At 42.5% G+C, this 21507-nt stretch carries 18 protein-coding genes; 14 read left to right on the top strand and 4 right to left on the bottom strand.

Annotated features, from left to right (window positions below):
- The first annotated feature begins 444 nt into the window (after window positions 1-444).
- From HWQ39_RS07620 to HWQ39_RS07610, 3 genes are all read left to right on the top strand, one after another.
- Entirely contained in the window at window positions 445-1284 is an 840-nt protein-coding gene (locus HWQ39_RS07620; protein WP_292843188.1) for a sulfotransferase, read from the top strand.
- Window positions 1285-1654: 370 nt separating this feature from the next.
- Window positions 1655-4180 carry a putative Ig domain-containing protein gene (locus HWQ39_RS07615; protein ID WP_292843186.1) on the top strand — a complete coding sequence of 842 codons (2526 nt, stop codon included), beginning with the start codon at window positions 1655-1657 and terminating at the stop codon, window positions 4178-4180.
- A gap of 969 nt (window positions 4181-5149) precedes the next feature.
- Entirely contained in the window at window positions 5150-5653 is a 504-nt protein-coding gene (locus HWQ39_RS07610) for a hypothetical protein (protein WP_292843184.1), read from the top strand.
- A gap of 197 nt (window positions 5654-5850) precedes the next feature.
- On the opposite strand, the gene HWQ39_RS07605 is transcribed toward HWQ39_RS07610, so the two are convergent.
- Window positions 5851-6084, bottom strand: a complete 234-nt coding sequence (locus tag HWQ39_RS07605; RefSeq protein ID WP_292843182.1) for a hypothetical protein — start codon at window positions 6082-6084, stop codon at window positions 5851-5853.
- A 374-nt stretch (window positions 6085-6458) separates the two neighbouring features.
- Here HWQ39_RS07605 and HWQ39_RS07600 point away from each other — a divergent pair, with 374 nt between their 5' ends.
- Together HWQ39_RS07600 and HWQ39_RS07595 are read left to right on the top strand one after the other, a co-directional pair.
- A complete protein-coding gene (locus HWQ39_RS07600; RefSeq protein ID WP_292843180.1) occupies window positions 6459-7730 on the top strand; it encodes a sulfite exporter TauE/SafE family protein in 1272 nt (423 codons plus the stop codon).
- On the top strand, window positions 7705-8409 hold the full coding sequence (locus HWQ39_RS07595) for a hypothetical protein (RefSeq protein ID WP_292843178.1): 705 nt from the start codon (window positions 7705-7707) through the stop codon (window positions 8407-8409). The genes HWQ39_RS07600 and HWQ39_RS07595 overlap by 26 nt, the downstream gene beginning before the upstream one ends.
- Window positions 8410-8617: 208 nt before the next feature.
- Here HWQ39_RS07595 and galE read toward each other — a convergent pair whose 3' ends face one another.
- Window positions 8618-9616, bottom strand: coding sequence for a UDP-glucose 4-epimerase GalE (gene galE / locus HWQ39_RS07590; protein ID WP_292843176.1), 999 nt, complete (start codon window positions 9614-9616; stop codon window positions 8618-8620).
- Window positions 9617-9797: 181 nt separating this feature from the next.
- Complete coding sequence (locus tag HWQ39_RS07585; protein WP_292843174.1) at window positions 9798-10016, bottom strand: hypothetical protein; 219 nt, start codon at window positions 10014-10016, stop codon at window positions 9798-9800.
- 27 nt (window positions 10017-10043) lie between these two features.
- Here HWQ39_RS07585 and HWQ39_RS07580 point away from each other — a divergent pair, with 27 nt between their 5' ends.
- The 3 genes from HWQ39_RS07580 (at window position 10044) to HWQ39_RS07570 (ending at window position 14152) form a co-directional block, all read left to right on the top strand.
- A complete protein-coding gene (locus tag HWQ39_RS07580; protein ID WP_292843172.1) occupies window positions 10044-10697 on the top strand; it encodes a hypothetical protein in 654 nt (217 codons plus the stop codon).
- Window positions 10698-10945: 248 nt separating this feature from the next.
- Window positions 10946-12697 (top strand): ABC transporter ATP-binding protein, encoded by a 1752-nt coding sequence (locus tag HWQ39_RS07575; RefSeq protein WP_292843170.1) that lies wholly within the window; start codon window positions 10946-10948, stop codon window positions 12695-12697.
- 150 nt (window positions 12698-12847) lie between these two features.
- Window positions 12848-14152, top strand: coding sequence for an ATP-binding protein (locus tag HWQ39_RS07570; protein WP_292843168.1), 1305 nt, complete (start codon window positions 12848-12850; stop codon window positions 14150-14152).
- Window positions 14153-14346: 194 nt separating this feature from the next.
- Here the strand turns inward: HWQ39_RS07570 and HWQ39_RS07565 are convergent, their stop codons facing one another.
- Complete coding sequence (locus tag HWQ39_RS07565) at window positions 14347-16149, bottom strand: endonuclease (RefSeq protein WP_292843166.1); 1803 nt, start codon at window positions 16147-16149, stop codon at window positions 14347-14349.
- A 398-nt stretch (window positions 16150-16547) separates the two neighbouring features.
- On the opposite strand from HWQ39_RS07565, the gene HWQ39_RS07560 reads away from it, so the two are divergent.
- From HWQ39_RS07560 to HWQ39_RS07535, 6 genes are all read left to right on the top strand, one after another.
- Window positions 16548-16685 carry a hypothetical protein gene (locus HWQ39_RS07560; protein WP_292843164.1) on the top strand — a complete coding sequence of 46 codons (138 nt, stop codon included), beginning with the start codon at window positions 16548-16550 and terminating at the stop codon, window positions 16683-16685.
- A 97-nt stretch (window positions 16686-16782) separates the two neighbouring features.
- On the top strand, window positions 16783-17481 hold the full coding sequence (locus HWQ39_RS07555) for a HupE/UreJ family protein (protein ID WP_292843162.1): 699 nt from the start codon (window positions 16783-16785) through the stop codon (window positions 17479-17481).
- A 159-nt stretch (window positions 17482-17640) separates the two neighbouring features.
- Window positions 17641-18021, top strand: coding sequence for a hypothetical protein (locus HWQ39_RS07550; RefSeq protein ID WP_292843160.1), 381 nt, complete (start codon window positions 17641-17643; stop codon window positions 18019-18021).
- Window positions 18022-18030: 9 nt separating this feature from the next.
- Complete coding sequence (locus HWQ39_RS07545) at window positions 18031-18957, top strand: hypothetical protein (RefSeq protein ID WP_292843158.1); 927 nt, start codon at window positions 18031-18033, stop codon at window positions 18955-18957.
- A 154-nt stretch (window positions 18958-19111) separates the two neighbouring features.
- Window positions 19112-19864: a caspase family protein gene (locus HWQ39_RS07540; RefSeq protein ID WP_292843156.1), complete on the top strand. Its 753-nt coding sequence runs from the start codon at window positions 19112-19114 to the stop codon at window positions 19862-19864.
- Window positions 19865-19944: 80 nt separating this feature from the next.
- On the top strand, window positions 19945-21507 hold a 1563-nt coding region (locus HWQ39_RS07535), incomplete at its 3' end, for a pentapeptide repeat-containing protein (RefSeq protein WP_366932233.1).

The raw sequence follows: 21507 nt of genomic DNA, 5'->3' as shown, positions 1-21507 counted from the left end.
ACTAATACTAAAGACATTTAACTTGCATTGCTGTAGTTGTAGCTTCAGTGCTATTTGTTACTCTTGACTTATTTAGTACTTGGCTGACATCATGCCTGATGTTAGAAGGACTCAGTTCAAGGGTTGAGCGATCGCAAAAACATTTTCTCAAGAGGATGGTAACTTTCTGGTATTCATATATCTGCATACCTCAATAGTTTTATATTTAGCATAAGTAGCCTAGTAGTATCACTGTATTCTAGTATTACTACATCAGATTAATTAGGATCAATAACCAAGTGAAATACATAAATATAGGTAATTGATCCTAGTCAAAAATAGGACAACTAAATACATTGATCAAGCCGAGCGCTGTACAATTCCATTATGCCAATGATTCAGAACTTTGGCGATCGCTCTTTCTCTGCGAATCAAAGCCCATAGGTGCAGTATTTTTGTAACTAAATGATCCCAAAAATCCACTTGATTTCCGGCTTACCTCGTTCCGGTTCCACCTTACTCGGAGCCTTACTGCGGCAAAATCCCCGGTTTCACGCCAGTATGTCTAGCCCTGTAGGTAGTCTGGTGAACCGAATGCTAGAAGCAATGAGCGAAGACAATGAATTTTCCGTTTTTATCACCCCTGAGCAAAAACGAGCATTAACCTTAGCTATTTTTTCTACATTCTACGAATTCCAAGCGGATAAAGAAGTCATCTTTGACACTAATCGTTTGTGGTGTAGCAAATTGTCCTTAATTCACGAACTATTTCCTAGCTCAAAAGTGATTTGCTGCGTGCGGAATGTCGCTTGGATTATGGATAGCATCGAACGGCTCATTCGCCGAAATGCTTTTGATGTATCGCGGATGTTTAATAATCCTGCTGAACGCTCCACAGTCTACACCCGCACCGAAGCTTTGAGTCAAGGGGGACGGTTAGTAGGGTTTGCTTATAACGCCCTGAAAGAAGCTTTTTATAGCGAACATAGCGCGTCTTTACTTTTGGTGGACTACGACTTATTAACCCAAGCACCTGATAAGACCATATCGCTGATTTATCAATTTTTAGAAGAGGAACCCTTTGAGCATGATTTTGCCAACGTGGAATATGAAGCTTCCGAATTTGATAATCGCTTGAATACTAAAGGGCTACATCAGGTGCGTCCGAAAGTCGAGTTTCAACCGCGACTTACGATTTTACCACCGGATTTATTTACTCAATATGATGGGTTGTCTTTTTGGAAGAACCCTAGCAATAGTTTAGCGAATGTGATTGTCGCCCAGCCGGTAGAAGCAATGAGTTAATGAAGCTTTCAATTTTTTCCCTTTTCTACAAGGCTGCATCTAAAGTTGCATCGACCTACAAAACTTGTTGCCAATATCCCTAAGGGAACTCCAAGAAATAAATTATCCAATAGACATCTCCAGAAATTAAAGATGCGTTACCTAGAACCCTTGTAGAGACGTAGCACTACTACGTCTCTACATTCTTTTTCGGAGATGTCTAATATTGTAAGGTGGGCAACATGAGCGCCCAGTCCATAGGGCGGGCGAGACGCGCACCCCACAAGAGTTAATTGAATATTTTTTTGGAAGTCCCTAAGGATCTAAATCCAGCCTCACGAGTGTGTAAGTCCTACCTACAAATAACCCCTCATTTACCTAAAAAAATCAAATGGCAAATTTCATTGTTAATAAGACTACCGATGACGGCACAGGCTTAACTCCAGGTACTTTCAGTTATGCAATTCTCAAAGCGAACCAACTAGCAGGGAATGACACAATTACCCTGAATAATAATGTGCGTGTGACAGGGGTAGTAAAAACGCTGGTAAACAGCAACATCAACATTGTGGGCAACAACCACACCCTTAGTGGCGACGCCAATGGCAATAACATCAACGACAACGGCGACGTGCGCCCCTTATTCATCTTGTCGGGAACCGTCAATATTTCCAATTTAACCATCACCAATGGACGCGCAAAAGGTGGAGATGGTGGTAGGGGCGGCGGCGGTGCTGGTATGGGTGGCGGCTTGTTTATCTATAATGGCAATGTCTCTTTAACCAATGTCGCTTTTAGTAATAACGCAGCCCAAGGCGGTAGCGGTACAGTAGAGGGCGGCGCCTTCGGCGGTGGCGGTGGTGGACTATTTGGCAATGCTAGTGGCAGCGGCGGCGGCGGACTCTTTGGTTCTAGCAGTGACAGAAATGGCGGTTATGGCGGTAACGGCAATTATGGCGGCAATGGTGGCGCTGGCTTTGGCGGCAGCCGCGGCATCGGCGGTTTCGGTGGCGGCGGCGGCAGCAATGGTGGTAACGGTGGCAACAGTGGCGGTGGTAACGGCGGCAATGGCGGCAACGGTGGCATCGGCGGTGGCGGTGGTGGTGGTTTCGGCGGCGGCAACGGCGGCAACGGCGGTTTCGGCGGTGGCGGTGGTGGTGGTTTTAGCAGCGAAGGCGGTAATTATGCCGGCATTGGCGGCAACGGTGGCTACGGTGGCGGCGGCGGCTATGGCTACTTCAGTAGAGGCTCTGGCGGCAGCTTTGGCGGCGACGGCGGTGGTAGCTTTAACTACGGTGGCTTCAGCGGCGGTGGTGGTGCTGGACTGGGGGGTGGAATTTTTGTCCGCAGTGGCTCTTTAACCCTCAGCAATACCACCTTTAATAACAACACTGCCACAGGTGGGACAGGAGGAAACCCCGGTCAAGGCTTAGGTGGGGGGATTTTTATCATGCAATCTCTCACCAATAGCAACACTAATAACCAGGGAATGCCTACCGTTTTACCTACTGTCAACTCTTTAGGTAATCCTTCTTTTAGCGGCAACAATGCAGCAAATGATGCAGGGACATCCAACAATAACAATAATATCTACGGCAGAATAAATCATGCACCAAGTATAGTAAGTGCGATCGCAGACAAAACTACCAGTGAAAATAGTCAGTTTAACTTTAGCGTTCCCGCCAACACCTTTGCTGACGTTGACACAGGCGATATCCTAACCTACACAGCCACCTTAAATAACGGTAGCGCCTTACCAAGTTGGTTAACTTTTAATGCAACGACTCGCGCCTTTAGCGGCATACCCCTAGCTGCTAATGTCGGAACCATCAGCGTCAAAGTCACCGTTAAAGACAACAGCAACGCTACTGTCAGCGATATCTTTAACCTAACAGTTACTCCGCTGAAATTAACTGGAACCTCAAATGCCGATATCCTCACAGGCACAGCTAGCAACAACATCATCACTGGATTAGCTGGTAACGACACCATCACGGGTAATAAAGGCAACGACACTCTCACCGGAGGTAGCGGTCAAGATCGATTTGTCTACAACTTAGGCGACGGTACAGACACTATCACTGATTTTGGTGGTGTGGGTAAAGGAGCGAATCCATCAGCCGCAGTCATTGCCGCGACTGATACTCTCAAATTTCAGGGGTCTGGTTTAACTGCTCGAAAGCTACTACTAACTAATAATGGTGGTAATTTAGAAATCTCCTTTGAAAGCGTCCTTAATAGTCCCAAGGTAATCCTACAAAACTTTGCTCTGGAAAACCTCGAAAATCTCCGAATCAGTGGCGGCGCTAGAGTTGACTTGGGTAACATCTTGTTTGATGGACAAACTACCATTCAAGAAAGTTTTGATGCTTTCGATGCTAACATCGCCCAATTTAGTATTACTAGGCAGAACACAGTTAGTTTTTTCAACAACCTCAACAACATTGTTGATGGCTTAAACAATTCTGATGATGTGATTAATGGTCAAGAAGGTGATGACACCATCAGAGGCAACAGTGGTAATGACCTGCTGCGGGGTGGTGTTGGTAATGATAACCTTGCTGGTGGTATTGGTAATGATATCCTGATTGGCGGTGTTGGTAATGACATCCTCACTGGTGGTACTGAGAATGATCGCTTTGTCTACCTGGCTTTTAGCGATAAGGGAACTACTGGTGATGTAATCACTGATTTTAATCAAAGCCAGGATAAATTGGTTTTGACTGACCTATTTAGGAGTCTAAATTACCTTGGCACTAATCCCATCACAGATGGTTACTTACGCTTTGTGCAATCGGGTACTTCTACTAGAGTTCAACTTGATGCCGATGGTGGTGCTAATGCTTTTAGTACTTTGACGACTTTGAATAGCTTCACGGCGACAAATCTTGTTATTGGTGGCAACGTCTCCGTTTAGTTTCATATCTCTGGGTGGGCAAATCTTTGCTCATCCTACAAGCTTGCTATTTCGAGCCTGACTAAGGTATCTGTGCAATAGTGCGATCGCACTAAAATGAACATAAGACATCTAGTGAAATCCCTAAACACCAAAGCTTGTTTATATACCTTACCCGCAAACCTCCAATCTTTGAAGAGCATGGTGTGACATTCCTGATTGTTTCAAAAAAAATTAACCAAAAAAATTAAAAATTTGTACGCATTTTTCATCGGCTATCTACCTCCAACAATAAATTAAATTTCCAACTTGCTGTTATAGTCAGATACTCTGAACCCATCATAGAAAGCTAAATATTCCATGTCTTCTGACTAATGGAGCGACATCTTCAATCTAAAGTTCTATCAAATGGATGAGTTAGCTGTAATGGGCTAAAATTTTGCATCTTGGGCTAATACCATTTCATTATTCCAATCTCAATACCTGTCCGGGAGCGATGCGATTTTGTCAGATGCCTTGCTTCGTTTAGACAGTTCTTGCTGGGAGCAGAGGGATTAGAAATACTACAGGAGAAGGGAGAAGCGGATAAACCCCCATGTCAAAGTAGGAAGGCAATTGAAAATTTCTATAGGTTTTTTCCCACTTCCTAATCTTTACTGTTAAACTTTTACTGAGTATTTTTTTAACTATATATTAAGAAAAAATTACTTAATCGCTGACAAATGCGAAAATCTATGAGAATACAGTAATAATTCAATTGCTAATTTCTCGCTTGCCCCCTTTGACAGATATTGTCTTGATACTACCTTTACATTTTCCCTTAATTGTAAAAATGAGATAATAACCAAATGATTGGTCGTTATATAATACTTAGTATCACAGACAAAAGGTCATCAAACTTACCCAATGAACACTTTTAAATAAAAATTAATAGGGTAGAATCACTGAATATAGCTCAACTAGTTTTAAAATCAAAAGCAGGGTTTTGCAATGATTAGCTTAAGTAATTCGGAAAACAGCACAGTTAGCAGTATAGCAGCCACTAAGAGGCTGGCAAGGGCAATGATGGTTTCTAGTGGAGAGTTTTCACTGTTATTAGCATGTTGTAACTGCGTTCAAAGACAGGAGCAAGTGCTGAATTTGTTAACAGAATTTTCATCAGCAGATATCCACGAAATTTTGCTCTCACCTACGGCTGATAAACTGTACACAGCGATTACAACTGAAATTGGTGCTACTCAACCCGATGCTTTGATGGTCAGGGGTTTAGAATCTGTAGTGGCAATAAACCAACTAATCATCAGTACTAATATCATGCGAGATGAGTTTCGGAAACAGTTTCGCTTCCCCTTGGTGTTGTGGGTTAATGATGAAATTTTGTCTAAACTAGTCTGGCTAGCACCCGATTTCAAAGACTGGGCAGCCAGCACTATTAGATTTGATGTACCTAATAATCAGTTAGTTGAATCTGAACAACAAGCCATCAGCGCCTAATATTACATGAAATTACTTTCAAAATCTTGCATACGCTAGATTGAGCCAAGCAAAACCTCATTTATTATTCTCTCGCGTTATTTTATAAGATTATTTTTATTCAATTTTCCTTTACCAAGATGAGGTAAGGAATATTGCAAGCTATTTTACCAGACAGGGGTGTGGATTCTCTTCTCTAACACACCTCTCAATACGGTTTAGATAAGATCCCCCCGCCTGTGGCAACCCCATTTTCTCTTTTGAGTCAAAATCCCCATTGCTTCCTTCATGCGCTGGCGATATTTTGGGTCAAGATACTTGCCAAAATAGAAGTATTTGCGAACTTGACCTTTGAGGGTAAAACCAGAGTAAAAATCAATTCCCAAGGTGTAAGCTTCTGATTGCAGAAATGCGATCGCTTTTGCTCGATTACTTGCAAGAAAATCAATCATTGCTCTGGGATAGGATCTCTTCTCGTTCTCGAAGGCTGTATTTCCATAGTGTTTACCAGCGAGTTGAGTAATTGCGGCTTGGTAACGCTGCTGAAACTTGTAGCGTCCATTGTGACTCTGGCTGAGACTGGGTATTGCCTAGCAGAAATAATAAGCAGATGGTTACAGCATGATTAAGGTACAGTTTTTTCAAGACAATGGGACACTCCGAGAATAAACCTCAAGTTTGACGGTTTGTCTTTTGACAGCGATCGCAACTTCACGTAAAGTGCCGCATTAGGGGATTACTGAGTAAAGAAGAAAAAAAAGAATTTCTGATTACTTCTTCAAAATCTTTATTCGGATACTCAAGACTCAAGACTCAGGACTTTTTTATGGTAGATTTGTTGCTGATCGCAATCCTGGGATTCCTGGGGAGTTTTGGACATTGCTTTGGGATGTGTGGCCCTTTAACAGTGGCGTTTTCTCTGTCTCATCAGCCGAAAATACCACACAGCGCTTCCTTAGGGCGCACATCAACCTTAGAAAAGTCCGATACTTGGCAACAGCAATTAAAATTTCATATCCTGCTAAACCTGGGGCGGATGTTGAGCTATGCTCTAGTCGGTGCGGGTATTGGGGCGCTAGGTTCGGTATTGCTGCAAGGTGGACAGCTAGCGGGTGTTGGCAGTGACTTTCGGCGCTGGATGGCAATTCTGACTGGTGTCATGTTGATTTGGTTTGGCTTAGGACAAGTAAAACCCGATTTGCTGCCGCGTCTTCCTGTGCTACATCCCCTATTGCAAGGTAGTTTACACGATCGCCTCAGCACCGGAATGATTAAGCTTTCCTTAAAAGCCAAATGGTGGACACCAATGCTTTTGGGGATGACTTGGGGTTTGATGCCCTGTGGTTTTTTGTATGCTGCCCAAATTAAAGCTGCTGAAACTGGCAATTTATGGATGGGTGGGGCAACGATGCTAGCTTTTGGCTTAGGAACCCTGCCGACGATGCTAGGTGTAGGCGTTTCCACATCTTTGGTAAGTAAAGACAGGCGCAGTCAGTTGTTTCGATTAGGCGGTTGGGTGACGCTGATCATTGGCGCTATCACCTTGTTGCGGACTGGTGACACAATGGTAGATTACACCGGACACGCTGCCTTAATCTGCTTAATTTTGGCGCTAATTGCGCGTCCCATTAGTGGCTTGTGGGCTTCACCACTGCGTTACCGCCGGGGCTTGGGAGTGGGAGCTTTTGTGCTTTCTGTGGTTCACACTGCCCACATGATAGAACACTCATTGCAATGGAATTTTGCCGCCTTTGATTTTATGCCGCTAGAATTTCAGTGGGGTATGGCTGCGGGTGCTGTAGCATTGGTATTAATGTCCCCCGCCGCTTTCACAAGTTGGGAATCTTTGCAAAAATCTTGGGGTAAGCGTTGGCGACAGATTCATCTATTGGGTGTGCCAGCCTTGCTCTTGAGTACCATCCATACTGTGTTGATTGGTTCCCATTACCTGGGTTCCTTGCAATCAACTTGGGGAAATAAATTAGCGGCAGTCCTGTTAGTATTTTTTACTCTCAGTGTCTTGCTAATCCGTTCGCGCTTTTTTTGGTCAAAGTTAGCCGTAGAAAAGTTTTATGTTCCCCCAACCAAATCGCGGTAAATCATCCTTATTTTCTGGCTTCATCCCAACAAGTCAAAAACAGAGGCATTACCTGCTTAAAGGCATTTCCTGGCAGAATCAAGGAACAATAAAGTATTTATTATTCCTGAGTTGCTTAGTTATATCAATGACTAATCTTTACCCTGCATCTGCTCATAAAGTGGAAGTAGCTGGAGATGTCGGTGGCACTATCCACATTGAACCAAATGATAATCCCCGTGCTGGAGAACCGAGCCAAGCCTGGTTTGCACTTACCCGCAGAGGTGGAAGGGTAATTCCCCTGTCACAGTGTAATTGTCAGTTGGCTGTTTATGCCGAACCTTATGCAGCCGGAGAGCCTGCACTGCTAGAACCAGAGTTAAAACCTGTGTCAGCTGAACGCTATCAAGGCATTCCAGGTGCGGAAGTTGTTTTTCCCAAGCCAGGTATTTATGAGTTGCAACTGAATGGTAAACCGATCTCTGGGGCAAGATTCAAACCCTTTGAGTTCAAATTTGAAGTTACTGTAGCAGGTGGATCTACACAAGAGAGTACACGAAACATACGAGATGTCAATGGTAATTTAGCAGAGGGAAATTCTCAGCAATTACCAACTTGGGCGATCGCACTGCCAATATTCGGATTCATTGCCATCTTAGTTGTTGCACTACGAGGGACGAGAGGGGGGAGTGGGGAGTAGGGAAGAGGCAGGGGGGCAGAGGGGCAGAGGGGCAGGGAGCATTTTCTCCTCTGCCCCCCGCACCCTGCCCCTCTGCCTCTTTCCCATGCCAATGCCCCATCCCCTTATACCAATTCACGAAATTCTTGATACAAATCACTTCCTCTGCTCCTCTGCTCCTCTGCTTCCTCTGCTTGCCCATGTGTATCATTTTTTAAGTGAAATGGTATTACTTGTGTCGCTTTTGATGCCACTGCCACGCATGAGCAACAATATCTTGGATGGATGGATACTGAGGTTGCCAGCCTAAGATTGTTCTGGCTTTCTCGCTAGTGCCAATGAGAATTGGGGGATCGCCAGAACGGCGATCGCGTTCTTCTACTGGTATGGAAATTCCTGTTACTTCTTCGACTGCGGCAATGACTTCTCTAACAGAGAAGCCGCTGCCATTACCTAAATTAAAAACTTCGCTATCACTACCTTTTAATAAATATTCCAATCCCAAAATATGGGCATCTGCTAAATCGTTAACATGAATATAATCACGAATACAAGTACCATCGGGCGTGGGGTAATCGGTGCCGAAAATTGAGATCGATTCTCGTTTGCCTAAAGCTGTCATCAGCACCAAGGGAATCAAATGGGTTTCTGGATTATGATCCTCGCCGAGTAAGCCATTGGGATTAGCACCAGCCGCATTAAAATAGCGGAAACGTACTGACTGCAAACCATAAGCGAAATCAAAATCAGAGAGAATCCGCTCTACCATCAGCTTTGTAGCGCCATAAGGATTAATCGGATTTTGGGGATGGTTTTCGGGAATGGGCACGAATTCTGGTACGCCGTAGGTGGCACAGGTAGAAGAAAAGACAAATTTCTTTACAGATGCCGTCAGCATCGCTTCTAACAAGGTCAAAGTACCAAGGACATTATTGTTGTAATATTTCGCCGGGTCAGTTACCGATTCTCCTACGTAGGCATAAGCAGAAAAATGCATCACAGCGGCAATATCGTGGGTTTTAAATAGGCGATCGAGTAAGGCGCGATCGCCTGTATCCCCTACGATCAGTTCTACCTGTAAAACCCTTTCTACCAGGTCGCGATGCCCATAGACCAGATTATCAAGTATGACAACGTTATAACCCGCTTGCTTCAAAGCAAGCACCGTATGTGAACCAATATATCCAGCTCCCCCCGTTACCAAAATGGTAGGCTTTCGAGGCGACATAGTTTTTCCTTTTGAGTAAGTTATTTAATTAATTTAGTTTATCGGTACCTGATTACTCTTCTGGAAAATTATAAATAATAGACGCAGTGTCAAAAAATTGCACTAAAATCACTACGACGGTAGTCTTTGGGTGTGAGGTTTGAGATATTTTAAGTCAAACAGTGCGATTACAATTTGACAATCAAATAAATCCATTTCCCGAAACCTCTAGGTTGACCTTTACGGGTGACGCTGCTAGCGTTGCTATGGCTAAGAAATCGCCAGTTGTTTTATCCAGGGAAATCATGCACGGCAGTCCCAACTGGGGAGCCACTACGTTCATTAGCGGGGTTCCTTCCGTTGAAGAACTAGCGTGGAAACCCCGAACAAAACGGGCTGCCTCATCACCACACTGGCTCACCGCACCAGAAAATTTGAGAGTTAATCTATGTTTCTATTGCTAAGCCGGGTACTGCTGTGGCTGCTGATTGGCACTATCGTATATTCTCTGTTCCAGCGATTTTATCCCTCTGGAAGTTTTGTTGGGCGATTAATCTTAGTCGTTATCTTGGTAATCGTAGCCCTATCATTTCTCAACCCCAGTGAACCAGCTGTGGCGTCGTTATGGAGGATGCTGTCTTTTCCACTTAAGCCTCTAGGAGCCTCTGTTTTGCTGATGGTTTTTGCTGCTCAGAAAATCAAAGGAGGTGGGATAGAGAAACCAGGAGGATACTTGATTGGTTGGGCACTGACGATTTTGCTGTTAGCAAGTACACCAGCAGTCGCCTATTTCCTTTATCGCGCACCTCTAGCAATGGCAGATCAAAATTATGTAGCAACGGCTACACAATCATCTGGGACACTAGTGGCGTTAGGGCAACCAAGTACCACAGCGAATATCTCAGATGTGATGGGGGATAGCATTCTTTCTTATAATTTGAAAGTGCCTCCCTACCTATTACAAGGAAATCCTCAAGATATTCGCACACGGGGTTTACGACTTGAAGACTTTGTACCAAATGCAGAAACGTTGCAATTGACAACCAGAACTTGGGAAAGTTATCTCGTTGAAATTTACAGGTTCTTGCGTGTTCAGCGGTAATAAAGTAAAAAAGAAATACTAAAAAGACCGCAATGCAACGCTTTAGTAACGCTACCCGAAATTCGGAATTACGAATTTGCAAGGGTTTCATTAAACTAAAGACTGGGGGATTGAGAAAATTTAAATAGGGATTCAGACCCCATTCTTTCCCAATCCCCAATCTCCAGTCCCCAGTCCCCAATCCCCTACATAGCTGCCTTCTTGGACTAGCAGTTAATCTAGGATGATAAAGTTGCAAAATTGCTTTAATGGCAAAATCTCGACGACTCGCTAAACTCAGTGCTTACTTACGACCCCATTGGCAGGAGGCATCCTTAGGCATTCTCGCTTTGTTGTCTGTCAATGCACTGGGCGTTTATATCCCTTGGTTGATTCGTGCTGGTGTTGATAAGCTCTCAACAACCTTCAACTGGAACCAAATATTACATTATGTAGTAATCATTGTCTTACTCAGTTCGGCGATGTGGTTAATGCGAATGGCATCACGCATTTGGCTATTTGGGGTGGGGCGTCAAGTGGAATTTGACCTGAAACAACGGATTTTTGAACACTTACTCAAGCTGGAGCCTGCTTATTTTGCTAGTAATACTGCTGGCGATTTGATTAGTCGGGCTACCAGTGATGTAGACAATATCAAGCGGTTGTTGGGTTTTGCGGTCTTAAGTTTAGCAAATACAGCCTTTGCTTATGCTCTGACACTGCCAGTAATGCTGGCGATTAGTGTGGATCTCACACTAGCCTCCTTGGCAGTGTACCCTTTTATGTTCTTGTTGGTGAGTCTGTTTAGCACTCGCTTACGTAAACAACAAGCAACAGTCCAAGAGCAACTCTCTGACATCAGCGAACTCATTCAGGAGGATATCAGTGGCATTGCCTTAATTAAAATCTATGCCCAAGAAGCAAACGAGCGTCGAGCTTTTGCCAAGAAAAATCAGCAGCTATTGACTGCTAATCTAGAACTAGCAAAAATCCGAAATACATTGTTTCCGCTAATTGGTGGGCTAGCTAATATCAGTTCACTGATCATCATCTGGCTAGGGACAGCGCGGATGTCTTCTGGGACGCTTGAGGTTGGCGACTTTTTAGCACTGTTAATTTATGTAGAGCGTTTGGCCTTCCCCACGGCCATTTTAGGATTCACAATTACTGCCTACCAACGGGGTGAAGTTAGTATTGATAGGCTGGAATCTATTCTTTCTGTCACACCGAAAATTAAAGATTCAGCCGATGCCATACATCTGCCTGTGGCTGAACTGAAAGGGGAACTGACAGCGAAAAATCTCACTTATAATTACCCTGGTTCAACAACTCCAGCTTTAGCAAATGTGAACTTTAGCATTGCGGCTGGAGAAACTGTGGCTATTGTTGGGTCAATTGGTTCGGGGAAATCAACTTTGGCCAATGCTTTGCCCCGCTTGTTAGATATTGAATCAGGACAATTGTTTTTAGATGGGGTGGATATTACTAAGATTGCTTTGGCAGATTTAAGAGGTGCGATCGCCTACGTTCCTCAAGATAGCTTTCTATTTAGTACTACAATCAAAAATAATATCCGCTACGGCGATCCAGTTAGCGAACAAGAGCAGGTAGAATCTGTTGCTAAACTTGCCCAAATTGAATCAGAAATTCATAATTTTCCCCAGCAATATGAAACTATTGTTGGTGAACGCGGTATTACTCTTTCTGGCGGTCAACGACAACGTACTGCTTTAGCTAGGGCTATGCTGGTCAATGCTCCAGTGTTAATTTTGGATGATGCCCTCTCTAGTGTAGATAATCAAACAGCCGCGCAAATCCTCAAAAACCTCTCCGATGGGACTGAAAGAAAAACGGTAATTTTTATCACGCATCAATTATCAGCAGCAGCAATTGCTGACCGAATTTTTGTAATGGAAAAGGGAAAAATTGTGCAGACAGGCAATCACTTAGAACTTGTAAAACGACAGGGTTTATATAGAACTTTGTGGAGTCAACATCAAGTTGAGGAATTACTGCACTAGTACCTCAAGGCGGAATTTAAAATTTAAAATTTAAAATGAATACAGCCTAAGCGTTTCATTAATTTGGAATAGGTAGTTTAAGGACAATTTGTTATCCAGCGTGTATAATTTGTCAGCTATTAAATAACAAATTACCTCGTTTGGCGGTGTATGGTGGAACTTTTGCAAAATTTTTTGACTGAGAGTTCATTCATTCCACATGGACATTGTTATCTCTGGAAGCCAAATTTAGTGTGGCTAAATATCATCTCAGATTCTCTGATTGCTTTGGTGTATTATTCTATCCCCACGATCCTGATTTACTTTGTCCACAAGCGAAAGGATTTCCCCTTCAAATGGATACTTTTATTATTTGGAGCTTTTATCGTCTCTTGTGGTACAACCCATGTAATGGATGTATGGACGCTTTGGCATCCAACTTATTGGTTATCCACTTTCATCAAGTTTATTACGGCTATTATCTCACTATATACAGCGATCGCACTATTACCCATCATTCCCCAAGCTATAGCTTTACCGAGTCCTGCACAACTAGAAGCAGCTAACTGCCAACTCAAACTGACCTTAAAGGAACTTGAAAATACGCAAGCTCAACTCATTCAAACTGAAAAAATGTCTTCATTGGGGCAATTAGTTGCTGGTATTGCCCATGAAATTAATAATCCTGTGAATTTTATTGACGGTAATATCGTTATTATCAATGAATATATTAGAAATTTACTCAATTTGATTACGCTTTCTCAAGAATGCCATTCCCCTTTAGGAGCAGAAATTCAAACTTATATTGAAAAAATTGACTTGGGTTTTATTAAAGAAGACTTACCGAAAATTTTATCTTCCATGAAAATAGGAACTCAGCGAATTTCCAACCTAGTCTTATCCTTGCGTAACTTCTCGCGGTTAGATGAAGCAGAAAAAAAAGCAGTTGATATCCACGAAGGTCTTGATAGTACTCTCTTAATTTTGCAAAATCGCTTGGAAGGCGAAGGAAATCATCCAGATATTCAAGTAATAAAAGAATACGGCAATTTGCCTAAAGTTGAGTGCTATGCTGGACAACTAAATCAAGCATTTATGAATATCCTGAATAATTCTATTGATACTTTGAGAGAATCAATCTTGGGTTGCAATTTATTAGCGGTCAATGTAAAAATAACTGGCAACCAAGAACCGATAAATAACAATCCCCATATTCGCATTTGCACTGAGATTTTAGACACGAATAAAGTGATAATTCGGATTACTGATAATGGCTGCGGTATGACAGAAGCAGTAAAGCAAAAAATTTTTGATCCGTTTTTTACAACTAAACCTGTTGGTTCAGGTACAGGTTTAGGAATGTCGATTAGCTACCAAATTATTAACAAACATGGTGGCCAACTCAAGTGTATTTCTGAACCGCTTAAAGGCACAGAGTTCATCATTGAGATTCCGATTATGATCGAGTCTGTTTGAAGCGTCGGGTAGTTTTCCTCCTGCCTTCTTTGATAAATTATCCAATCTTCTAGGGTGGGCATCTAGCCAAGGGCGGACAAGATGTCCACCCCACAAGAAGTAATTGAGTTTTTTTTATTTGGAAGTCCTTGGGAGAAGAGCAGGCTTTAGGTGCGCTATCTGTCTCGTGCCTTCATCGATAAAATATTCCCGTTTCAGGAATTACAGTATGCCCGTTCTGCCAATGTGACATCTAACACGAATGGATTTTCATTACCCTGAAATTGGGCGATCGCATGACTGCGTTCTATCTCGGTAATATCAGGTAGGTCTTGCTGATTCCATTTACACAAAGTCTGACGCTGATTCTGAAAGTAATTTTCTTCTACTTTCTTAGCCTGATCCCGATAAATAGTGTAAAAGTAGAAAATTGCCCTGGCTATATCCCCTTTTACTTTCTCTCTAGGCTCAAATTTAGAAGATGCTGATTCGCTAAACTCGTCAATTGCACTAGTAGGAATTGTAGATTGGACAGTATCATTTCGATACCATTTCTTAGTAGTTGTGTCGGCTATATCGTCGAAGGGTTTATTACCTCGCTCAGTATTAATATCTTCTCGTGCCGGAAACAGATGGTGAAGGTCACTTTTAGCATTACCCTTTTGGGCACCTTTACTTTGTGGCCAAACGTGTTCGGTATTCAGTCCTAATTTGTCAGCTTCTTGACTAGGATCGCCATTGCCACTTAAACGAATTGGGTAAGTAGCATAAATATCTGTGACAATACCTGCTTGGTTGTCAATAACGCCAAACATTTGATCTCTGGCGCGATCGTAATTCAAACTTTTGCTTGGCGTATACTCCTTAGCGAGTTCTTTCACTAAAGCAACTTTGGATAATTGAGGCAATATAATCGCCGAATCACTTGCGGGAGTAGGTTGGACAACAGGAGGAATGTTTTCAGAGGTGGACTGGGTAGGAGGTAAGTTAAACGCTGCAATCACAGGATCGTGGTCGCTGACAGGTTGACGAAAGCCAACATTAACATGCACAATGTCAATTTCTGGTTGAGCAACACGAGAAAGATTTTCACTGACCAACAAATGATCAATAAGTTGATTACTTCCACGGAATTTAAAACTAAAGCGATCGCTAACAGGTAAACTATCCGTCAGATTTTCCAGAATGTTACCCTCTAAAGTCTTCAGAGCTAAGGAATCTGGTAAATCGTTTAAATCACCCAGTACAATTACTTTAGCTTGTGGGTCAGCTTCTAGTAGTTGCGCGACGAATCCATTCACGATTTCGGCTTGTTTGACTCGTTTCACATCGCTGGGAGAACCTCCAAGTTTGGAAACAAAGTGATTAGCAATAATAAACAGTTTTTGCTCGTTAAAAATAAATTCTGCTACAAGTGGCTTGCGGCTGTCATCGAAAGCAGGATTCGTGGGGTCAATCCGACCTGGATTAAGCGAGAGATCGAGAGCATTTGCACCTTGAGTAATAGCCACAGCATCTAATGAGCCGCCTTTTTGGGGTAGTTTTGCGAGGGTTATTCGGCTGGGTTGAAACAAGAAACCGACCCGGATATTTCCTCCGGGTTCTCCACCATCTTGATCGTCGCTGGGCGGAATATCAACAAACTCGTATGCTGGACTACCGATATTTTTGAGCGCATCAATCAGTTTTTGGTAAGTCTGATTTGCATTAACAACGTCATCATTGCTTGGTCCGTTGTTATCCTGAACTTCAATTAAACTGATGACATCTGGTGCGTTCAAATTATTGCCAATAATTTTAGCAATATTATCAAAGCGTTGGTCTTTAGGGTCTAAATTCTCCACATTAAAAGTTGCAATAGTCAATACATCCTGTGACTTTTGCAGAGATGTTGTTTCCCGTTGTGCAACTGAAGGTAAAGGCGTTGACAATTGAGCTAGTGAACTAGCTTGTAGTGGATTAATCCATATAAAGAAGATGAGAGTAATACTAAGTAGTAGCAAGTTGATGAATTTCATTCTCTCTTTCAATGAAGATATTTTCTAGATTAATCTTCTTTTGAATAGACTTCAGTTAAGATAAGTTTTAAGTTGGGTAAAGGGGAACATTCTACCTTGGAATAAATACTAGGTTGAAGAACAATTCAGACGTTAGAAGCTTTATCATAAGCCTAGATTTGCATATAGTGTCTGTCTAATTAGCTGAATAAAAAGACCACTAAAAAAAATTAATACGCAAAACTTTTCTTCTCCGACTCGGAGGTTGTTTGAAAAGTCTATATTTAACGTGAGTTCGAGAAACCTCTCCCTACCTTGAACTAAAGTTCAAGTCTGTCCCTCTCCGAGTCGGAGAGGGACGGTTTTGCATAGTAAAACCAGGGAGAGGTCTTTTTTACGGCTAATTAGATGGACATTATATGATTCGTCGAACTTACGTTATATTTATTACTCATCAGGCGACTGAAAGTCGCGGCTACATCAACAAAACCCACTTCCGTGGGTTAAAAATCCTTGATTTTCTCTTAGTCCACAGAGGTGGACTAAGTTTTGTGTAGTAGCGAATTCTATTGCCTAATTCTTTTTTTACTACGTTAGTTTTTTGGGGTAGGTGGGTAGTATAAATTACCGAAAAAACTAATTTGGCCTATAGTGATGTTCAAGACTAAATTATCAGAATTCTCTGTCTCAAAGGAACTTTATACCTCGAAGTTAATGCCTCGCCATATTGGGGCGATCGCAGCTTTAATTTTAATTAGCTTACTGAGTTCTTTGAGTGGTACACCAGTTGATCATGCCATCTCTAACGCCTGGGAAGGCTTTCTCTGGGGATTGGCAGATCCAGTAATTAGCTTAAATTGTTTAGTTGGTATTGTTGCGATTGGCTTACTCTCATCTGTGTTTGTTCGTGGCGCTGCGATCGCTGGATGTTTTATCTTCGCAACAGTTTTGGGCATTGTAATTCATTTATTGCAGCTAAATTTACCAGGCACAGAAATAGCGTTCGCTGAAAGCGTTGGCGCAGCCATCGCTATCTCTACCATTGTTTTTGGTACTATGCTGATGATGCCAAATCAACTAAACTTGATAGTGCTTGCTCTGGTAAGTATTAGTGCTGGTTTATTTCAGGGTTACGCTAATGCTGAATCTATTGTTGGTACAGGAATAATACCAGTAGTTGCATATATACTAGGCATTACCTTAACTCTGTTTGCAGTTGCCATGAGTGCTAGAGAAATTGGCGTGGCAATGGGTATGGGAGAAATCAACCGAACTTTACCCTGGAAAATGAGCATTGCTGGCTTCGCTTTGTGTGCGATCGGCATCGTGTTTTTGAGCAATTCGATCATTTAAATCACATATTTCAATTCAGTGGAATACATTCATTCGTGGGGGCGTACAGCTAACTGTGCGCCCCATTATGTTTTTAGACTAAAAATTGTCCTTTATCTATTGTTTCAGTGTATATGTAAAATAATTAGCGATTAATTTTACATAATGAGGTTTTAAATTGTGGTGTTTGAACCTGAAGATATTCTAGAGGGAACTCGTTCGATTCGTCCCTTTCTTCCAGAAATTTTAGGAGATGATGCGATTCAAGTAGACCGCCAATTGTCTGAACTGTTGGCACAAGCTAAAGCTGGCGAACAAGTCCATGAACAGATTTTAGAAACGCTCAAAAGTTACCCAGATACTCGCAACTGGATAGGTGAATTTCTCAGTAAAAAACAGGTATCAAAAGGTTTTGAAGAACTTCCAGGTAAAGGTCAACCAATATCCGCTTCAAAATATAGATGTCCTGAAGGGGACGACTATACTTGGTATCGTCGCGTTGTCGGAGCAAATATACCAAACTGTCCGACTCATAATGTCCCACTAATACCTGCTGATTAGTTACAAAATATGCCAACCAAATTTTTGGAAAGTCTGGGTGGAAAGCTGGCAGAAAACTGGGCTGCGAACATACTAACACCAGCCTTTGTTTTCTGGATTGGGGGATTACTAGCTTGGGTGTGGCGTTTTGGTCAAAAGCCCTTGGAAGACTGGCTTAAACTGCAATCAGAATCTTTGCTGATTGCTGTGATGGTAAGTGGTTTGCTGATTATTGCTGTCTCAGCTTTTGTGGTTCAAAGGTTCGATTTATTTATTCTCAGATTTTTAGAAGGCTATTGGCCTAGTTGGCTGTCTCCCTTACTTTTCTTACGACGCTGGATGATACAGCAAAAAAAGCGTCATTTTGCTCGAAAAGAAAATCGTTGGCAAACTCTGGCTAATAAAAAAGATAAACAAATAACTGATGAAGAATTAGAGGAATATGTAACGCTGGATAGACAACTTATGCAGTTTCCATCTCAACCTAATAGGTTAATGCCTACAAAGTTAGGTAATATTCTTAGAGCATCCGAAAGCCGCCCTTTTGATAAGTATGGCTTGGATGCTATAATTTGCTGGTCTCGCCTCTGGCTACTATTACCGGATGGAGTGAAGAAAGAATTACAAGAAGCACGGTCAAATCTGAATACAGCAGCCCGTTTTTGGCTGTGGAGTTTGCTGTTTATTGTTTGGACTGTTTGGGCTTGGTGGGCTATCCCTGCTGCTTTACTGGGAGCAATCTTCGCTTATTCCTGGGCAGTTGATGCCGCAAGTGTCTACTGTAACTTATTGGAATCTGCGTTTGATTTGTATCGCTTAGAACTTTACAAATCTCTTCGTTGGCGAATACCTATTAATCCGAAGCAAGAAAAAGAATTAGGTCAGCAATTGACAATTTATTTGTTACGAGGTTTAGATGGCGACAGACCAATATTTACGCCTTTAAAGGAAAAGTGACTCTCATGGGTAAATATTTAGTAAGGAATATTTATAAAAAAAGACAGGGGGTAGAAAACTTTAGTTATGGGTATAAAGCCGCAGTCAAAAAAAAGAATTTTGAGAGACGAATATTGAGAAATTTTCCAGAATTTTTACAAAAAATCGCATATTAATGAGTAAGGATGCTTTAGTTGTTGGTATTAATAAGTATAATATTCCAGGATTGTCAGCGTTACGATCGCCTGCTAACGATGCCGAAGCGATCGCCAAGCGACTCAGTGAAGCTGGAAATTTTCATGTCAAGCGATTGCCAGAATTCCTAGATCCGTTTGAAGGTGATGCACCACGCATATCACCAAATCAGGAAATCAAGGTGTCAGATTTAAAGAATGCTTTAGAACAACTCTTTTATCCTGAAGGTAAAAGCGTTCCAGATACAGCCCTGTTCTATTTCTCAGGGCATGGTCTTCGCAGCAAAGGACGCATTAAAGAAGGTTTTTTAGCTACCAGTGATGCTGATTGTGATGGGAACTGGGGACTGCAATTAAAGTGGCTACGTGAGTTATTGCAAGAAAGTCCAGTAAGGCAGCAGATTATTTGGTTGGACTGTTGTTACAGTGGGGAACTACTCAATTTTACAGAAGCCGATCCAGGCGATCGCGGAAATACACGCGATCGCTGTTTTATTGCCGCTTGCAGAGAATTTGAGCTAGCCCATGAAAACGTGAGCGGAGCCAGCAGCATAATGACTAGCGCAATTTTGCGCGGATTTGACTCGGCTGATGTATCTAACCAATGGGTCACGAACGAAACACTAGTAACATTCTTGCGGCAGGAATTAGGAACAGGAACAGCATCCCAAAAATTCATCCCTAACAATTTGGGGTGTATTAATCTCTTTTTTAGGAAAGAAACAACAAAGTAGAATCGCTATTTTCAGAATTCTTTTTCCGCAAGCATGAAATCCCACTGCCTGGTTATTCTGCCTTTGAGCAACTCAACCGCATGGGTAAAGTGCTGTTGATTTTTGATGGCTTTGATGAAATGGCAGCTAGAGTCAATCGCCAAGAAATGATCAACAACTTCTGGGAACTAGCCAAAGTAGTAGTACCAGGGGCAAAGGTAATTCTCACCTGTCGCACCGAACATTTCCCGGAAGCCAAAGAAGGCAGGGCTTTGCTAAGTGCAGAGTTGCAAGCATCTACAATTAACTTGCCTCTAGAGACACCGCGCTTTGAAGTGCTGGAACTAGAAAAATTTGATGACGAGCAAATTCGGCAGGTATTAGCGTTTCGTGCTGAATCAGAAACCGTAGAACAGATAATGAGTAATCCGACATTGCGGGATTTGGCACGTCGTCCCGTAATGACGGAACTAATTATAGAAGCTTTGCCAGAGATTGAGGCGGGTAAGCCAGTTGATATATCACGGGTATATTTATATGCTGTGCGGCACAAGATGGAGAGAGATATCAAAACCAACCGTACCTTTACCTCATTGGCAGATAAGCTCTATTTTTTGTGTGAGTTGTCCTGGGAAATGCTCTCAACAGACCAGATGAGCATGAACTACAAAGAATTTCCCGACCGGATTCGGCGTTTATTTCCTGCTGTAGTCCAAGAAGAAAAAGATTTAGACCACTGGCATTACGACATGATGGGGCAAACAATGCTAATTCGTAACGCGGAAGGAGACTACAGCCCCGCCCATCGTTCGTTATTGGAATTTTTTGCTGCCTACAAGCTGGTGGCAGAGTTAGGAATTTTAGCTCCCGACTTCACAGAACTGGCTCAAGCACAGTCTCATTTAGATACTGTTCCACCACAAGATTACACTTGGTCAGAATACTTTCAACGACAGTGCGGGGAAGATAGGCAACCGCTCCCAATAGCACCGCTAAATTCATTCGCCAAAGCATCTTTAGAAAAATTATCTAATTATTTTGGTACCGCTCCCTTGGCAAAAGCTTTGCTAGATTTAGCTGTGCCAATGTTAGATGAGCAAGTATTCAAACAACAGTTGCTCGCACTAATTCAGTCAACCCGTGGCCAAACCCAGACTCAGGTAGGTTATATAGGTGGCAACCTGGTGAGATTACTACTAGAAATAAATCCTTATAGTCTAGAAAAATCTGATCTCAGCCATACTGTTATTACAGACGTAAACTTTGCTAATGCCAGCTTGCGGTGGATAAATTTGATGGGAGCGGATCTCACGAACTCGGTTTTTACACCAGTTCTGGGAGCGGTCTTCTCGGTGGCATTTTCTCCAGATGGCAAAAAATTGGTGATTGGAGATAGTAAGGGTACTGTACAGGTTTGGGAAGCATCCTCTGGCAGGGTCTTATTATTCCTTCAGGGGCATGAAAATGAGGTCAATTCAGTGGCGTTTGACCCCGAGGGTCAGCGGATTGTCAGTGGCAGTGATGACAAGACAGTACGGTTGTGGGATGTGAATGGTCAGCCCATTGGTCAACCCTTTGTCGGGCATGAAAATGAGGTCAATTCAGTGGCGAATGGCACTAAGAAAAGCTCTAAGGTATGCAGAATAAGGGTTACAGCTTTTGAT

Source organism: Nostoc sp. NMS8 (assembly GCF_017115045.1).
GTDB lineage: Bacteria > Cyanobacteriota > Cyanobacteriia > Cyanobacteriales > Nostocaceae > Nostoc.
This window is presented reverse-complemented; position numbering and strand designations above follow the sequence as displayed.

Excerpts from the sequence above, each read along its gene's own strand:
- HWQ39_RS07620 (WP_292843188.1), top strand. The coding sequence starts at position 445 with ATGATCCCAAAAATCCACTTGATTTCCGGCTTACCTCGTTCCGGTTCC.
- HWQ39_RS07615 (WP_292843186.1), top strand. The coding sequence starts at position 1,655 with ATGGCAAATTTCATTGTTAATAAGACTACCGATGACGGCACAGGCTTA.
- HWQ39_RS07610 (WP_292843184.1), top strand. The coding sequence starts at position 5,150 with ATGATTAGCTTAAGTAATTCGGAAAACAGCACAGTTAGCAGTATAGCA.
- HWQ39_RS07605 (WP_292843182.1), bottom strand. The coding sequence starts at position 6,084 with ATGATTGATTTTCTTGCAAGTAATCGAGCAAAAGCGATCGCATTTCTG.
- HWQ39_RS07600 (WP_292843180.1), top strand. The coding sequence starts at position 6,459 with ATGGTAGATTTGTTGCTGATCGCAATCCTGGGATTCCTGGGGAGTTTT.
- HWQ39_RS07595 (WP_292843178.1), top strand. The coding sequence starts at position 7,705 with ATGTTCCCCCAACCAAATCGCGGTAAATCATCCTTATTTTCTGGCTTC.
- galE (WP_292843176.1), bottom strand. The coding sequence starts at position 9,616 with ATGTCGCCTCGAAAGCCTACCATTTTGGTAACGGGGGGAGCTGGATAT.
- HWQ39_RS07580 (WP_292843172.1), top strand. The coding sequence starts at position 10,044 with ATGTTTCTATTGCTAAGCCGGGTACTGCTGTGGCTGCTGATTGGCACT.
- HWQ39_RS07575 (WP_292843170.1), top strand. The coding sequence starts at position 10,946 with ATGGCAAAATCTCGACGACTCGCTAAACTCAGTGCTTACTTACGACCC.
- HWQ39_RS07570 (WP_292843168.1), top strand. The coding sequence starts at position 12,848 with ATGGTGGAACTTTTGCAAAATTTTTTGACTGAGAGTTCATTCATTCCA.
- HWQ39_RS07565 (WP_292843166.1), bottom strand. The coding sequence starts at position 16,149 with ATGAAATTCATCAACTTGCTACTACTTAGTATTACTCTCATCTTCTTT.
- HWQ39_RS07560 (WP_292843164.1), top strand. The coding sequence starts at position 16,548 with ATGATTCGTCGAACTTACGTTATATTTATTACTCATCAGGCGACTGAA.
- HWQ39_RS07555 (WP_292843162.1), top strand. The coding sequence starts at position 16,783 with ATGTTCAAGACTAAATTATCAGAATTCTCTGTCTCAAAGGAACTTTAT.
- HWQ39_RS07545 (WP_292843158.1), top strand. The coding sequence starts at position 18,031 with ATGCCAACCAAATTTTTGGAAAGTCTGGGTGGAAAGCTGGCAGAAAAC.
- HWQ39_RS07540 (WP_292843156.1), top strand. The coding sequence starts at position 19,112 with ATGAGTAAGGATGCTTTAGTTGTTGGTATTAATAAGTATAATATTCCA.